Source organism: Microcoleus sp. S28C3, assembly GCF_036700785.1.
Classification (GTDB): domain Bacteria; phylum Cyanobacteriota; class Cyanobacteriia; order Cyanobacteriales; family Microcoleaceae; genus Microcoleus; species Microcoleus asticus.
Genome location: NZ_JAUBPO010000084.1, coordinates 1 through 15523, shown reverse-complemented (window position 1 = coordinate 15523; position 15523 = coordinate 1). Strand labels below are relative to the sequence as shown.

Annotated in this window: 14 protein-coding genes; 13 read left to right on the top strand and 1 reads right to left on the bottom strand. The window is 47.5% G+C overall.

Annotated elements, in window-relative coordinates:
* The first annotated feature begins 64 nt into the window (after positions 1 to 64).
* The 8 genes from QUA13_RS22805 (at position 65) to rdgB (ending at position 7527) form a co-directional block, all read left to right on the top strand.
* On the top strand, positions 65 to 1087 hold the full coding sequence (locus tag QUA13_RS22805; protein WP_172191000.1) for a long-chain acyl-[acyl-carrier-protein] reductase: 1023 nt from the start codon (positions 65 to 67) through the stop codon (positions 1085 to 1087).
* A 540-nt stretch (positions 1088 to 1627) separates the two neighbouring features.
* The gene (gene accA, locus QUA13_RS22800; RefSeq protein ID WP_333202152.1) at positions 1628 to 2608 is read left to right on the top strand and encodes an acetyl-CoA carboxylase carboxyl transferase subunit alpha; all 981 of its coding nucleotides are present in this window, start codon (positions 1628 to 1630) and stop codon (positions 2606 to 2608) included.
* Positions 2609 to 2851: 243 nt separating this feature from the next.
* On the top strand, positions 2852 to 3577 hold the full coding sequence (locus tag QUA13_RS22795) for an SDR family oxidoreductase (RefSeq protein WP_333202150.1): 726 nt from the start codon (positions 2852 to 2854) through the stop codon (positions 3575 to 3577).
* A gap of 124 nt (positions 3578 to 3701) precedes the next feature.
* Complete coding sequence (folE, locus tag QUA13_RS22790; RefSeq protein WP_172190992.1) at positions 3702 to 4436, top strand: GTP cyclohydrolase I FolE; 735 nt, start codon at positions 3702 to 3704, stop codon at positions 4434 to 4436.
* A gap of 215 nt (positions 4437 to 4651) precedes the next feature.
* A complete protein-coding gene (locus tag QUA13_RS22785) occupies positions 4652 to 6079 on the top strand; it encodes a phosphoglucomutase/phosphomannomutase family protein (RefSeq protein ID WP_333202148.1) in 1428 nt (475 codons plus the stop codon).
* A gap of 14 nt (positions 6080 to 6093) precedes the next feature.
* Positions 6094 to 6405: a metallophosphoesterase family protein gene (locus QUA13_RS22780; protein ID WP_333202146.1), complete on the top strand. Its 312-nt coding sequence runs from the start codon at positions 6094 to 6096 to the stop codon at positions 6403 to 6405.
* An 8-nt stretch (positions 6406 to 6413) separates the two neighbouring features.
* Entirely contained in the window at positions 6414 to 6860 is a 447-nt protein-coding gene (locus QUA13_RS22775; RefSeq protein WP_333202144.1) for a hypothetical protein, read from the top strand.
* 79 nt (positions 6861 to 6939) lie between these two features.
* Positions 6940 to 7527 (top strand): RdgB/HAM1 family non-canonical purine NTP pyrophosphatase, encoded by a 588-nt coding sequence (rdgB, locus tag QUA13_RS22770; protein WP_333202142.1) that lies wholly within the window; start codon positions 6940 to 6942, stop codon positions 7525 to 7527.
* A gap of 154 nt (positions 7528 to 7681) precedes the next feature.
* Here rdgB and QUA13_RS22765 read toward each other — a convergent pair whose 3' ends face one another.
* Positions 7682 to 8020 (bottom strand): P-II family nitrogen regulator, encoded by a 339-nt coding sequence (locus QUA13_RS22765; RefSeq protein ID WP_006633346.1) that lies wholly within the window; start codon positions 8018 to 8020, stop codon positions 7682 to 7684.
* 351 nt (positions 8021 to 8371) lie between these two features.
* Between QUA13_RS22765 and QUA13_RS22760 the strand changes: the two genes are divergently transcribed.
* The 5 genes from QUA13_RS22760 to QUA13_RS22740 all read left to right on the top strand — a co-directional run bounded on the left by QUA13_RS22760 (position 8372) and on the right by QUA13_RS22740 (position 15378).
* On the top strand, positions 8372 to 9709 hold the full coding sequence (locus QUA13_RS22760; protein ID WP_333202139.1) for an MFS transporter: 1338 nt from the start codon (positions 8372 to 8374) through the stop codon (positions 9707 to 9709).
* Positions 9699 to 9944 (top strand): hypothetical protein, encoded by a 246-nt coding sequence (locus tag QUA13_RS22755; protein ID WP_333202136.1) that lies wholly within the window; start codon positions 9699 to 9701, stop codon positions 9942 to 9944. The genes QUA13_RS22760 and QUA13_RS22755 overlap by 11 nt, the downstream gene beginning before the upstream one ends.
* A gap of 371 nt (positions 9945 to 10315) precedes the next feature.
* Positions 10316 to 12151 (top strand): biosynthetic-type acetolactate synthase large subunit, encoded by a 1836-nt coding sequence (ilvB, locus tag QUA13_RS22750; RefSeq protein ID WP_333202134.1) that lies wholly within the window; start codon positions 10316 to 10318, stop codon positions 12149 to 12151.
* A gap of 195 nt (positions 12152 to 12346) precedes the next feature.
* A complete protein-coding gene (locus QUA13_RS22745; protein WP_333202132.1) occupies positions 12347 to 13762 on the top strand; it encodes a serine/threonine-protein kinase in 1416 nt (471 codons plus the stop codon).
* Positions 13763 to 14106: 344 nt separating this feature from the next.
* Positions 14107 to 15378 (top strand): FGGY-family carbohydrate kinase, encoded by a 1272-nt coding sequence (locus QUA13_RS22740; RefSeq protein WP_333202177.1) that lies wholly within the window; start codon positions 14107 to 14109, stop codon positions 15376 to 15378.
* The last annotated feature ends 145 nt before the right edge of the window (positions 15379 to 15523 follow it).

Genomic DNA, 15523 nt, shown 5'->3' with positions numbered 1-15523 from the left:
CTTCCCATCTTCCCTCTTCCATTTTCAATCTTCAATCTTCAATCTTCCTTCATTTGACAACTTAATGTTTGGTCTAATCGGTCACTTAACCAGCTTAGAACACGCCCAATCAGTAGCTAACGAGCTGGGCTATCCAGAATATGCCGATCAAGGTCTCGATTTTTGGTGCAGCGCACCGCCTCAAATAGTCGATCATATCACGGTAACAAGCATCACTGGACAAAAAATAGAAGGCCGCTATGTGGAGTCCTGTTTTCTGCCAGAAATGCTAGCCACTCGCCGGATTAAAGCAGCCACTCGCAAAATCCTTAATGCGATGGCACACGCTCAAAAAAACGGGATTAACATCACTGCTTTAGGCGGCTTTTCTTCAATCATTTTTGAGACTTTCAACTTGCAGCAAATTAAGCAAATTCGCAATCTCAAGTTGGAGTTTGAACGCTTCACCACTGGTAACACTCACACGGCTTACATCCTCTGCCGTCAAGTAGAAGAAGCAGCCCCAAAATTGGGAATTGAACTTTCAAAAGCCACTGTAGCGGTTTGCGGTGCTACTGGGGATATTGGCAGTGCGGTGTGTCGCTGGCTCAATCTTAAAACAAATGTAGCAGAATTGTTGCTCATTGCCCGCGACAAAGAACGATTGCAAGATTTGCAATCGGAATTGGGGCGAGGCAAAATCTTGGATTTGGAAGAAGCCCTGCCCCAAGCGGATATTGTAGTCTGGGTAGCCAGTATGCCAAAGGGAGTAGAAATTGACCCTAAAACATTGAAGCAACCCTGTTTATTGATTGACGGTGGCTATCCGAAAAATTTGGCAACTCAGGTTCAGCATCCGGAAATTTACGTACTCAATGGCGGCATTGTGGAGCATTCCCTCGATATTGAGTGGAAAATTATGAAGATTGTAAATATGGATGTACCGGGCCGACAGTTGTTTGCCTGTTTTGCCGAATCAATGCTGCTGGAATTTGAAAAATTGTATACCAATTTTTCTTGGGGACGGAATCAAATTACTGTCGAAAAGATGGAGCAAATCGGCGAGATTTCAGTTAAACACGGTTTCCGACCTTTAATGTCATTTTGATGTGATTTGTTGCGGTTATTGGTTATTGAGGAAAGTTTTTCTGATAATAACCAGTAACTTTTTTTTAGAGAGTTAACAATTAACCGTTAACATTATGCCCGATCGCACGACGAAAATAAAAGTTGTGTGTAGTTCTCAACCAGCCCAGGGGATTCGCGACAAGAGTTTGTCTTTTTTCTGATATTTGATGGTCGGCGACAACAGCTAATATAGACAGGGCTGTTAAAGCTTCCGTAGAGGTGAGATAGATCGCGCTGCTGTCACTTTTTTTACTTGGGAACAGTTCAGCAGGGTTAGGTTTTTTGTGGCTGTGGGGGTCTAGGGGCGCGGGGAAGTATGCGCGTAAAACTCAGAAGCAAGCAAAAATAGTGTAGCAAAAAATGAGGCTCAAGCCTCTGGTTTTCAACAAGATTACTAAGCAAAGCATAATTCAAAACTTCCAAATTTCCAAATTTCCCCTCTTTTTCAGCATCACCTGACAGGGTAGGATCTGGAAATAGTCGATCGACAAAACCTTAAAACCCTATAGAAATTATCAGCGTGGCAAACCCCGACCGCAAACCACTACTCCTAGATTTTGAAAAGCCCCTGGCCGAACTCGAAACCCGAATTCACCAGATTCGCCAACTCGCCGAAGAAAACAGCGTAGATGTCACCGACGAAATTCGCAAACTCGAAGCTCGCTCAACCCAACTGCGACAAGAGATTTTCAGCAGCTTGTCCCCCATGCAGCGTCTGCAACTCGCCCGTCACCCGCGCCGCCCCAGTACCCTCGATTACATTCAGGCAATTAGCGACGAGTGGATCGAGCTTCACGGCGATCGGCGCGGCGGAGACGACCCGGCCCTCGTCGGCGGAATTGCCCGCATAGACGGGCTTCCCACAGTCATCATCGGCCATCAAAAAGGGCGCGACACTAAAGACAATATCGCCCGCAACTTTGGCATGGCGGCTCCCGGCGGCTACCGCAAAGCCCTGCGGTTGATGGAACACGCCGATCGCTTCGGAATGCCAATTTTCACGTTTATCGACACTCCGGGAGCTTGGGCGGGCTTAGAAGCAGAACAGCTAGGACAGGGAGAGGCGATCGCCTGTAACCTCCGAGAAATGTTTCGCCTCGACGTTCCCATTATTTGTACTGTCATCGGCGAAGGCGGTTCCGGCGGCGCCTTGGGCATTGGCGTCGGCGAGCGGCTGTTGATGTTGGAACATTCCGTCTACACCGTCGCCACCCCCGAAGCTTGTGCGGCCATTCTCTGGAAAGACTCTGGCAAAGCTAACTTAGCTGCAGAAGCCCTTAAAATCACTTCCTGGGATTTGAAAAACCTCGGCGTTCTCGATCAAATAGTACCCGAGCCGGTCGGCGGCGCTCACTCGAATCCACTCAAAGCTGCATCCATACTCAAACAAGCTTTGTTGGAAAACCTAGCAGAACTGACACAGCTTACGGGTCAGCAGCGGCGCCAGCTCCGGTATCAAAAGTTTCGCGACATCGGTGTATTCACAGAAATTTCTGCTTGAGCCGATCGATTCAGAGTTATCACTTATGAGTTAAAAATCTTTTAACTTCAAACTCATAACTGACAGCTCACTATTCTGCGGATCAGTCAGCAGTGTTATAATTTTTCAGGTGACACCGGCTTAACAGTTCTTAATGTTGATCTCATAATTAACTGTACTCACCCGCAGCAGACAGCTTTCTAATTTGCCGAAGAAAGCTGCAACGCTTGAGGGATTTGCCGAGCGAAAGTATTAGGACACTGAATGAACCATCCAACAACAAAGCAGGCTCTGATTACCGGAGCCAGCAGTGGTATTGGCAAAGCGACGGCTCTAGCGTTCGCCGCCGAGGGCATAAATCTGGCCTTAGTTAGCCGAGAGTCGGAAAACTTAGAAGCCGTTGCCGCAGCAGCCCGAGAAGTCGGAGTGAAAGCAGAAGCTTATCCCTTAGACTTGGCAAAAATTGAGCAAGTGCAAAGCAGCATCAGCGCGATCGCAGCTCAATTGGGTGCCGTAGATATCCTGGTCAACAGCGCGGGTATGGGCTACACCGGCTCCTTGACGGAAACGTCCCTAGCCGACTGGCAGAACGTTCTAGACCTCAATCTTACTAGCGTTTGGCAGTGCATTCTAGGAGTTTTGCCGTCCATGCGCGATCGCGGATCGGGAATCATCATCAACGTTTCCTCGATCGCCGGCATCCAAACCTTCCCCAACTGGGGACCCTACTGCGTCAGCAAATTCGGTCTCATGGCTTTGTCTAAAACCTTAGCCGCCGAAGAACGGGCTCGCGGAATTCGGGTAACAGCAATCTGTCCGGGTTCTGTCAACACTCCCATGTGGGACACAAACACCGTGCAATCCGACTTCGATCGCACCGCCATGTTAACCCCAGAAATCGTCGCCCAATCAATTCTGCACGCAGTTCAGTTGCCAGCAAGTGCAGTAATTGAAGAAATCACCCTCATGTCCAACGCAGGAGTTTTGTGAACTTGAGATTTGAGACTGCTGGATTTTTATCGAATTCAACAATCTTTGAATCTCTAGCTATATCCCCCAATCGAAAATCGAAAATCGAAAATCGAAAATCGATTCACCCTCACACCAACTTGTTATGACAATTGCATCTTCCACCGATTCCAATGGCTCGAACTCAACCTCGACTGACAGCATGAAACTTTCAGAAACCGCAGACAACAACACCCCGCGCATCCCCACTCGACCAGATCGCAATTCCTCGAACGGTCAAGAATCCAACGTACCCGTACCCTCAGAAGTAGGCCAGGAAGAAATGATGGCCGCCGTTCGGACAATGCTGCTGGGAGTAGGAGAAGATCCCGAACGCGAAGGATTGCTCAAAACCCCAAAGCGGGTAGCAGAAGCAATGCGGTTTCTCACCAGCGGCTACAGTCAATCCCTCGAAGAACTCCTCAACGGCGCTATCTTTGACGAAGGCCACAACGAAATGGTACTGGTGCGAGATATCAGCGTATTCAGTATGTGCGAACACCATATGCTGCCGTTTATGGGCCGAGTTCACATCGCTTACATTCCCAACCAAAAAGTAGTGGGACTGAGCAAATTAGCCAGAATTGCCGAGATGTACAGCCGCCGGTTGCAGGTGCAAGAACGTTTGACACGCCAAATTGCCGAAGCAGTTCAGACAATATTGGAACCGAAGGGAGTGGCTGTAGTAATGGAAGCCAGCCATATGTGCATGACGATGCGGGGTGTGCAAAAACCCGGTGCTTGGACGGTTACGAGTGCCATGTTGGGCGTGTTTCAAGAGGAACAGAAAACTCGCGAAGAATTCCTGAATTTGCTCCGCCACCAACCGGCATTCTTTTAATCATTAGTCATTAGTCATTAGTCATTAGCCATTAGTTATTAGCCAGCCAATCACTTTTTTCCTGGTGGCTAACGATCGAGCAATTTGGTCACTAGCCCCCAGATTCATCCGCAGTCGCAATCTAAAATCTAAAATCTAAAATCTAAAATCTAAAATCCGATGACGATCGACTGATAAACCCATAAAATAGACGGGTGACTCATGACTTGTGACTAATGAATCCTATTAAATTCGGTACAGATGGCTGGCGCGGCATCATTGCTGACGATTTTACATTCGATCGCGTGGCCTTAGTCGCTCCCCTAGCGGCACAAGTTCTCGCACAAACCGGCGGCAGCGATGGCAGCAGCGGTACCGTAATTGTCGGTCACGACCGCCGGTTTTTAGCTGAAGAATTTGCCAAAACAGCGGCTGTTGCCGTCCAAAACGCAGGATTTGACGTGCTGTTGAGCGAATCCTACGCTCCTACTCCAGCTTTCAGTTTAGCTGCCAAACAATTAAATGCTTTGGGTGCGATCGTCCTGACAGCCAGCCACAATCCCGGTGCATATTTAGGGTTAAAAGTCAAGGGCGGATTTGGCGGTTCAGTTTCGCCCGAAGTTACTCAACAAATAGAAGAAAAACTCGAAAATCCGGCGGCACTTTCAGCAACTCCCGGCAAATTGGAGAATTTCAATCCTTGGCCGGCTTACTGCAAAACCTTGCGCGAAATGGTAGATATTGAGGCGATTAAAGAGGCGATCGCCAGCGGCAAAATTACAGTATTTGTAGATGTAATGCACGGTGCCGCCGCCGGAGGATTGGCTCAAATTTTAGAAGTTCCGGTACATGAAGTCAACAGCGATCGAGATCCGCTGTTTGGCGGCGGTGCACCCGAACCTTTGCCGCGCTACCTGTCGCAGTTATTTCGGGTGATGCGCACTCACCAGCGAAAAAGTTCTGGTTTGTCGATCGGATTTGTATTTGACGGAGATAGCGATCGAATTGCAGCCGTTGACTCTAGCGGCAACTTTCTCAGTTCACAAATCCTAGTTCCCATATTAATCGAACATTTAGCAAAACGGCGCGGATTGACCGGGGAAGTCATCAAAACAGTCAGCGGTTCAGACATAATTCCCAAAATTGCCAAGCTGTACGACTTGCCGTTATTTGAAACGCCGATCGGTTACAAGTATATAGCCGATCGAATGTTAACCACCCAAGTCTTAGTCGGCGGCGAAGAATCGGGAGGAATTGGCTACGGTACGCACATTCCCGAACGAGATGCTTTGCTGTCAGCCCTGTACTTGTTAGAAGCAGTTGTCAAATCCGGGGAAGACTTAAGCGAAATTTACAGCCGACTGCAACAAGAAACCAGCTTTACTTCAGCTTATGACAGAATCGACTTGCACTTAGCAAACATGGAAGAAAGGTCGCGTTTGCTGTCGCTGCTGCAAAATCAACCTTTAACAGAAATCGCCAGCAAAGCAGTTGTAGATTGCAACAAAGTTGACGGATATAAATTCCGCTTGGCTGACGGAAGTTGGCTGTTAATTCGGTTTAGCGGAACAGAACCCGTGTTGCGGCTGTATTCAGAAGCGGCGACATTGAAAGAAGTTATGCAAAACTTAAATTGGGCGAAGGATTGGGCGCAGAAAGGTTAATTTTTTAACCACCGGTGAATGACACGGGCGAGACGCCCGTGCCACCTTTGAATTCCATTAAAAAACTCGTTTGTAGTAAGGACTTTAGTCCTTCTTCAACAATGATTACAAACAAAAACTTCAATATTATCGGTGTAATCGGCGAGATCCACGCTGAAGAACAATTGTTGGATAAAACCGTAGCTTTTCTGAACTCCCAAAATGTTGATAATATCCTTTGTGTAGGGGATATAGTTGATGGTTCAGGTGACGCTAATCAATGCTGTAATATATTGAAACGCGAAGAAATTCTGGTTGTTTTAGGAAATCACGACGATGGTTATTAAAAAATGAAATGCGAAGTCTAAAAGAGGCTACACAGCCAGATTCTCTTTCGGTTATTTCGCAGTCGTTTTTAAGCTCTCTCCCTTCAACTATTGAATTCCCAACACCTCACGGTCGAGCACTCTTGTGTCACGGCATTGGAGAAAATGATATGGCTCGACTAACTCCTGGTGATTATGGGTATGCCATTAAAGTAAACATAGATATCCAAAACTTAATTCGAGGAGGAAAATATAGATATGTCATCAATGGTCATACACATTACAAGATGGTTCGACACTTTGGTAACTTAACTATTATAAACGCGGGCACGTTAAAGTACGAGCATGAGCCTGGTTTTTTAGTAATTGATTTTGTTCAACAATTTATACAATTCTACAAGTTTTTGGGAGAGTCTGCGCTCGAAGAAGCAGAAAGAGTTAGTTTAACAGCGCTAAGTTGCGAGGGTGGCGGGTAGGAGATCCAGCCCGTGAAAGGTTTATTTAGAATGGTGCAAAATGTTTGTTAATATCAATCCGTAAGTTTTAATTGAAATAATGACCGATCGCAAATTGCTAGTTGTAGCTACCGGCAATCCGGGTAAACTCAAGGAAATGCAACTTTATCTTCAGGATTTGGGATGGGAATTGCAGCTCAAACCCGAAGAGTTGGAAATCGAGGAAACAGGCGAAACTTTTATTGCTAATGCTTGCTTGAAGGCGTCTGAAGTGGCAAAAGCAACAGGCAAATGGTCGATCGCCGATGATTCTGGTTTAATGGTAGATGCACTCGACGGTAGACCTGGGATTTACTCGGGGCGCTACGGGAAAACCGATGCTGACAGGATATCTCGACTTCTCAAAGAATTGGGAAGCCAACAAAACCGGGAAGCACAATTTGTTTGCGCGATCGCGATCGCCCGTCCTGACGGTACAATTGCCCTGCAAGTAGAAGGAATTTGCCGCGGCGAAATCCTGCACACTCCTCGCGGTACGGGAGGTTTCGGATATGACCCCATTTTCTACATACCCGCACAGCAACAGACTTTTGCCGAAATGACACCGGATATCAAGCGATCGCACTCCCATCGCGGTCGAGCCTTCCAAGCTTTAATACCACAAATGGCGAATATTGTCAACTCCTAATCAGAAAAAAAGCCAAAACAGGGGGTAACTGTGGCATTGGATATTGACACTTAGGTATCAGAACTAAACAGGAAAGAGGTTTTTCGTTGGCAATGATTAGTTACCAAGGACCAATTACCAATGCCCAATGCCCAATGCCCAATGCCCCAGTATCTTAGATTGCCTCCAAGTTCTTTTCCCCAGTCCGAATCCGAATAATTTGTTCTACAGGAGAGATGAAAATCTTGCCGTCGCCAATCTCGCCCGTGCGGGAAGCAGCGATAATTTTATCAACCACCATGTCAACCTGATCGTTTTCCACAACAATCTCGACCTTGAGCTTTTGCAGGAACTCGACGGTGTACTCAGAACCGCGATAGCGTTCAGTCATGCCCTTCTGACGGCCAAAACCTCTAACTTCAGAAACAGTCATCCCCACAATACCAGCATTGACGAGTGCGATTTTCACTTCGTCTAGTTTAAAGGGGCGAATAATAGCTTCAACCTTTTTCAAGTTTCTCACTCCTAACAGTTAGTACCTTCGTTATATTACTTAAATCGCGTGACATCTTTTAATATCACTGCTAGTATTAAGTATTTTGTAAAATATACTACCTTATTTTGTACTCGCGATGATATTTATGCCAATCTTTAACAATATTCTCGCATTTGCCGGGGCGCGGGCTCTCGGTTCGGGCCGATCGCGGTTGAGTGAAAAAGACCCAAGCCCGGAGCCACGGATCTGCTAAAACAGAAAAAGAACGCAGGAGACAGGAGTTTTCCGAGTTTCCACATTACGCTATGTGAGATTTGCACGTATTGCTGAAAACGATAATTGCTAGAGGCGGTCAGTTAAACTATTATTATGCACCCAGCCAGCCCTCCCCCTGACCGCAGCGGGCTTGATGCCCTACTGAGAAATCGCCCCTTCCTCGCCTTGTGGACCGGCCAGTTATTGGCCCAAGTGGCGGATAAAATCTTTTACGTATTGCTGATTATTCTGCTGAAAACAGGCGACTACCGACCCTGGCCTGTTTCTTGGCAGCATTCGGAAAATTCTATGCTGTCAGCAGTAATGATCGCCTACACGCTGCCGGCGATCGTATTTGGTTCGGCGGCCGGTATCGTCGTAGACCGCTTCTCCAAAAAGCAAATGCTCATCGGCTGCAACGTGATTCGAGCCGTATTGATTGTAGCTTTGCCGTTTTTGCCCAAAGCTTTTGTGGTTTTATTGACGATGACGTTTTTGGTTTCTACCGTAACGCAATTTTTTGCTCCTGCAGAGCAGGCGGCAATCCCCCTGGCCGTGGGGCGAGAGGGACTGATGTCAGCAAATGCGCTGTTCGCCTCGTCCACAATGGGCGGCATTATTGTCGGTATGACGATCGGCGAACCGCTGTTTAGTTGGGTCAAACACAGCTTTGGAGCAGCTTCTCAAGAGTTTTTGCTGGGCGGGTTGTACCTGATATCAGCAGGTTTGATCTATGCCATGCGGATCAAAGAAAGTCATTTCGGCAGCAGTGGCAAAAACGTCCATCCTTGGCAAGACCTCAAAGAAGGTTTGCGCTATTTGAAACACAATCACCTTGTCAGCAACGCGATGGTGCAGTTGACGATTTTGTATTCGGTGTTTGCAGCGCTTCAGGTGCTGGCGATCGCGCTTTCAGGCAAAATAGGTCTCAAAGAAACTCAATTTGGCTTTTTGCTGGCTGCTGCGGGAATTGGAATGGTCTTCGGCGCAGCCTTTTTGGGACACTGGGGTCATCGAATGCACCACAAACCTCTGCCTTTAATCGGTTTCTTGATGATGGGTTTTGTATTAGCAATGTTTGCCTTTACCCGAGAGTTGTGGGTGGGATTCGGATTGAGTGCTCTGTTCCCTGAGTTGTGGGTGGGATTCGGATTGAGCGCTCTGTTCGGTTTTGGGGCTTCCTTAATTAACGGCCCGATGCAAGCTCTGATTCAAGAAAAGACTCCCGAATCTATGCGGGGAAAAGTCTTTGGCTTGGAGAACAATGCGATTAATATTGCTCTGAGCTTGCCTTTAGCACTGACCGGCCCGCTGACGGATGCTGTCAGCAAAGCCGTGGGTTCGGATCACCTCGGCTTGCGGATCGTGTTGGTGAGTTTGGGCTTTTTGGTCTCAGTGATGGGCATGGCAGCTTGGAAACATACTCGCAAAGTCTTGCAGGATGCAATGTGAATTTTGGGAACAGGGAAGAAGGGAGAAGGAAGAAGGAAGAAGGAAGAAGGAAGATATAAGAGGGGATGGGTGTCAACTTAACGTCAAATGTAGTACGGATCTACTGTTTGACGATGATTGTCCAGATCCCCCGAGAGTTGGGGGGAACCGGACTATTCTATTTCCTCCCCCTTCTAAACGGGAATGCGAGGGGGATCGAGACTGGCGTCTAAACGAGATTTATCAAGGGTTTTAGGCGATTGTTGACACCAATGGGAAGAGGTTCGAGGGCTTTCTTTTTGCGATCGATCTCTAACATAGCAACCGCCCTGACGGTTAGGACTTTCTGGCATTGCAAACAAACCATTGTTTTTCTTCTCTAATGCCGATCGAAACTAATGCTATACAAGCAAGCGTCATATCGCGGTCAACCGGCAGACAAGCCGCGATTTCCTCTGTTTCTTTTCTGGCTCTGCTGTTCCACAAATTCTGGGCCTGGCGATAAATGTCCGATCGCGAAATCTTTTGTAAAATCTCACCACTTAAATTTTCATAGTTTGATTAATTGAGATTAAAGTAGTATAAAAGCTTTCATTAAAAATCATAATTAGTTTAAGGAAGGAAATTGTGCAACTAAAAACTAAAGTGACCATCAAGCGTGCAACTGGTGGATTTGCTCTGATTGACAGCTTGATCCGCCACGGCGTCAAGCATATTTTTGGTTATCCCGGCGGCGCAATTCTGCCGCTTTACGACGAACTCTACCGCGCTGAAGAAACTGGCGCTATCAAACATATTCTGGTGCGCCACGAGCAAGGCGCCGCTCACGCGGCGGACGGCTACGCCCGCGCTACCGGACAAGTTGGGGTTTGTTTTGCTACTTCGGGCCCGGGCGCAACTAATTTGGTGACGGGGATTGCGACGGCCCACATGGATTCGATCCCGATGGTAATTATTACCGGTCAGGTTCCCCGTCCGGCGATCGGCACTGATGCGTTTCAGGAAACAGATATTTACGGGATTACCCTGCCAATTGTCAAGCATTCTTATGTAGTGCGCGACCCGAGAGATATGGCGCGAATTGTGGCTGAAGCTTTCCACATCGCGAGTACAGGGCGGCCGGGGCCGGTGTTGGTTGATGTGCCCAAGGATGTAGGTTTAGAAGAATTTGACTATCTGCCGGTGGAACCCGGATCTGTGAGAATTCCGGGCTACCGGCCGACGGTGAAGGGAAATCCTCGGCAAATTAATCAAGCAATCTATTTGCTGAAGGAAGCAAAGCGTCCTTTGCTTTATGTGGGCGGCGGGGCGATCGCCGCGGCGGCCCACGAAGAAATTAAGGAACTGGCCGAACTTTTCCAATTGCCGGTGACGACAACGCTGATGGGCAAAGGTTCCTTTGACGAAAATCATCGTTTGTCGGTGAAAATGCTGGGGATGCACGGCACTGCTTACGCTAATTTTGCCGTTACCGAGTGCGATTTGCTGATTGCTGTTGGGGCTCGGTTTGACGATCGCGTGACGGGCAAATTAGACGAGTTTGCCGCGCGCGCTAAGGTGATTCACATCGATATCGACCCGGCCGAAGTGGGCAAAACTCGCGGTCCAGACGTGCCGATTGTCGGAGATGTCCGCCAAGTTTTGATCGATTTGCTGCGCCGCTGTCGGGAAACTGGAGTTTCGCCGAATCCCGGACAGACTGGGGAATGGCTGCACAGGATCGATCAGTGGAAACAGGACTATCCGTTAGTTGTGCCTCATTACCCAGACATTTTGGCTCCGCAAGAGGTGATTTCGGAGTTAGCTACTCAAGCGCCGGATGCTTACTACACAACAGATGTCGGTCAACATCAAATGTGGTCGGCTCAATTCTTGAACAACGGGCCGCGCCGCTGGATTTCGAGCGCTGGTTTGGGCACGATGGGTTACGGGCTGCCGGCGGCGATGGGCGCTAAAATGGCGCTGCCGCATGAGCAAGTGATTTGTATTGCTGGCGATGCTAGCGTGCAAATGAATATTCAAGAGCTGGGAACTTTAGCACAATACGGCATTAATGTCAAGGTTGTGATTGTAAATAATGGCTGGCAAGGCATGGTGCGGCAGTGGCAGCAGGCGTTCTACGGCGAGCGTTATTCGTCGTCGAATATGACTGTAGGGATGCCGGATTTTGTGATGCTGGCTGAAGCTTATGGCGTCAAGGGGATGCTGGTTTCGCGGCCGGAGGAACTCAAAGATGCGATCGGTCAAATGCTCGCTCACCAGGGCCCGGTGCTGATGAACGTGAAGGTGACGAGGGACGAAAACTGCTATCCGATGGTAGTTCCTGGCAAGAGCAACGCTCAAATGGTTGGTTTGCCAGATCGTAGCAAGTTGCAATCTGCGGAGTTGGTTTATTGTCCGAGTTGCGGCGCTAAGAATGTTTCGACCAATAACTTTTGTCCTGAGTGCGGGACAAAAGTTTAACTAGGGACACGGCAATGCCTTGTTTGGCAGGGGTTTAAACCCCTGCCGATCTTTCGGGTTAAGCGGTTTTTCGGGTTAAGTTGACACGATGAAAGGCAAGGCCATGTCGTTACCCGGCTCTGCTTTTTCACATGGAACACCATGTCGGCTGGCATCGCATCGAGAGCTTTAATCTCTAATCTGCAAGCATATTTTATGAGCCAGTGTCTAAACCCGGATTGCCTATTCAAAAACCCGTCTGGCTCTACAAAATTTTGTCAAAAATGCGGAAATAAACTGCTATTGGGCGATCGCTACGGAGCCCAAAAAATTATTGGACAAGGGGGATTTGGGCGCACTTTTCTAGCTATTGACGAGTATAAACCCTCAAAACCTCCCTGCGTTATTAAACAATTCTACCCCCAACTTCAAGGCGCTTCTAGTATCCAGAAAGCTGCTGAGTTATTTGAGCTGGAAGCAGTACGCCTAGAACAGTTGGGTAAACATTCTCAAATTCCCGACTTATTAGCATATTTTAGTCAAGATGGAAGGCAGTATTTAGTCCAAGAATTCATCGACGGTGAAAATTTAGCCCAAACACTAGAATCTAAGGGATATTTTAGCGAAACGCAGATTCGCGACTTGCTTAATAATTTACTGCCAGTATTCGAGTTCATTCACTCTCGCCAAGTTATTCACCGAGATATCAAGCCAGAAAATATTATTCTTCGGCAAGATGGGCAACTGGTTTTAGTTGACTTTGGAGCCGCGAAATATGCGACACAAACGGCTCTAGGGCTAACGGGAACGAGAATCGGGACGGCTGGATATATGGCACCAGAACAAGCCAACGGTAAACCGATTCATGCGAGTGATATTTATAGTCTGGGTGTCACTTGTCTGTGTCTGTTAACTCAGGTTAAGCCGATTGATTTATTCGATGATAGCGAGTTTGAGTGGGTGTGGCGAGAACACTTAAAAACATCTGTCACTTCGGAACTGGGTCAGATTTTAGATAAAATGATACAACCTGCTATTAAAAAACGTTATCAATCTGCTAGTGAAGTTTTGCAGGCTCTTGGTACTCAATCACCTCAATTATCAGCTCAAACACCTCCACCAGACTCGCTTAAATCAGGGCGGGGTGTTGACTATACTCGTCTCCGGGATTTATTGGCCACAGGGGAGTGGAAAGAGGCGGATCAGGAAACATTCAAAGTGATGTTAAAAGCTGCTAGACGGGAGAAGGAAGGTTGGTTCGATACGAACTCGATCGAGAATTTTCCAGGCGATGATTTGCGGACGATCGACAAATTGTGGGTAAAATATAGTCAGGGTCGTTTCGGCTTTAGTGTCCAGAAAAAAATCTGGTTAGAAATAGGCGGTAAAGTTGATTATGACACTGAATGCAAGCTAGGCGATCGTGTCGGTTGGCGAAAGAGGAGAAAGGGGAGGAAAGGTTGGTTGGAGTACGATAATTTAACCTTTAATCTGGAAGCACCACAGGGTCACCTCCCGTCGTGTGCGCGTGTGTTTGCGTGGGGGGGAGAAGGATTGGGTTGGGTTGTTGGGGTGTTGGGGTGGTTGGGGTTGGTTGTGTGGTTCTCTCTTCTCTCGCATCGAGAACTGTAAGCTGTAATCTATAGCGATTTCAGCCCTTTGTCAAGTATTTATTCTCGAACCTTTTTTACGAATCTAGGGTTAATTAGCGAACAGTAATGCACCAATTCTATTAAAATATCTACAGCTTAGATATGCCCTATGAAATAGAATTTGCAACATAATCTTTAGCAGACATAAAAATTCTCAGACCTATTGATAGCAACTTAGAAAATCATCCCTTATTTAAAGAATACGCCAATAAAGAGCAGATAAATGCTGATATTGCCGCAGCAGAAGCTGAGGAATGAAACACCCATAAGACGCAAATAAACTTTGTGGTTTACTCAAAATATGAAAATTCGCGGGAGTGGCAAATGAATCTTTATTTGGGGATAGATTTCGGCACGACTGGCGCGCGATCGACTGTCATAGACTCCCAGGGTACAATACATTGTGAGACTGAATATACTTTTGCCAACAACGGCCAACAACAGCCTGAATTGCCCTCGGTGTGGCAAAATGCGCTGTGGGATTCGATCGAGCAAATTCCCCCAACAATCCGCAATCAGGTAAAGGCGATCGCCCTTGACGGCACATCCTCCACTGTCATGCTGTGCAATACCGACGGTATACCAGTATGCGAACCCATTTTATACAATGATGCGCGCGGTGCAGCGGTGACAGAGAGGTTGCGGGCGATCGCGCCGGATAACCACACAGTATTGAGCGCTACATCGAGTCTGGCCAAACTCCTGTGGTTGCAAGACTTTCGAGAGGAAACCGCCCCTACGGTTTTCCTGCATCAAGCTGACTGGCTGGCATTTCTGCTGCACGGAAAATTGGGAATTAGCGACTATCACAATGCTTTGAAACTCGGTTTCGATGTTGATACTTTGTGCTATCCGAATTGGCTGATAGAGGGAATTGCGGGCGCTGCAACTCCTGAATTGCCGCAAGTTGTCGCACCGGGCACGCCTGTGGGAGAAGTGAGAGATCAAGTGGGCGATCGCTTCGGATTTCCTCGCGATTGTATGATTTGTGCTGGTACAACCGATAGCATTGCCGCATTTTTAGCAAGCGGTGTCAATTCACCAGGGGAAGCAGTAACTTCTCTCGGTTCTACTTTAGCAGTCAAACTGTTAAGTCATACCCGCGTAGATGATTCTAGATACGGGATTTACAGTCACAAATTAGGCGATTTGTGGTTAGTTGGAGGTGCTTCTAATACAGGAGGTGCGGTGTTGCGACACTTTTTTACTGATGTTGAGTTGGACAATTATAGCACACAAATCGATCCAGAACAAGAGAGTTTGCTGGATTATTACCCATTGTTGAAAAAGGGCGATCGCTTTCCGATTAATGACCCGAATTTACCGCCTCGACTCGAACCGCGTCCCACTGATTCAGTGGAATTTCTGCACGGTTTGCTAGAAAGCATAGCGCGGATTGAAGCGCGGGGATATCAATTATTGCAAGAATTGGGTGCAACTCCTTTGACAAAAGTTTATACTGCTGGCGGCGGGGCAAAAAATTCGGTTTGGAGTGCGATTAGAAAGCGTTATTTAAAAGTCCCTGTAATAACGCCAATTCATACTGCGGCTGCTTATGGGACGGCGTTATTAGCAATGCGAAGTGTTACAGATTAGAGTTATTGCATAAATCTTTGATCGATAGGGAAACCGCAGATGTATGCAGATTAACGCAGATGCTTTGCAATTGGAGTTTAGACTAAGCAGGTCAAAAAGTGCGCTCGCCCAAAGACCGGCAAACGTCCATACTCCAACGGCAACG

Coding starts and splice junctions, on each gene's coding strand:
- QUA13_RS22805 (WP_172191000.1), top strand. CDS start 65: ATGTTTGGTCTAATCGGTCACTTAACCAGCTTAGAACACGCCCAATCA.
- QUA13_RS22795 (WP_333202150.1), top strand. CDS start 2,852: ATGAACCATCCAACAACAAAGCAGGCTCTGATTACCGGAGCCAGCAGT.
- folE (WP_172190992.1), top strand. CDS start 3,702: ATGACAATTGCATCTTCCACCGATTCCAATGGCTCGAACTCAACCTCG.
- QUA13_RS22785 (WP_333202148.1), top strand. CDS start 4,652: ATGAATCCTATTAAATTCGGTACAGATGGCTGGCGCGGCATCATTGCT.
- QUA13_RS22775 (WP_333202144.1), top strand. CDS start 6,414: ATGCGAAGTCTAAAAGAGGCTACACAGCCAGATTCTCTTTCGGTTATT.
- rdgB (WP_333202142.1), top strand. CDS start 6,940: ATGACCGATCGCAAATTGCTAGTTGTAGCTACCGGCAATCCGGGTAAA.
- QUA13_RS22760 (WP_333202139.1), top strand. CDS start 8,372: ATGCACCCAGCCAGCCCTCCCCCTGACCGCAGCGGGCTTGATGCCCTA.
- QUA13_RS22755 (WP_333202136.1), top strand. CDS start 9,699: ATGCAATGTGAATTTTGGGAACAGGGAAGAAGGGAGAAGGAAGAAGGA.
- QUA13_RS22745 (WP_333202132.1), top strand. CDS start 12,347: ATGAGCCAGTGTCTAAACCCGGATTGCCTATTCAAAAACCCGTCTGGC.
- QUA13_RS22740 (WP_333202177.1), top strand. CDS start 14,107: ATGAATCTTTATTTGGGGATAGATTTCGGCACGACTGGCGCGCGATCG.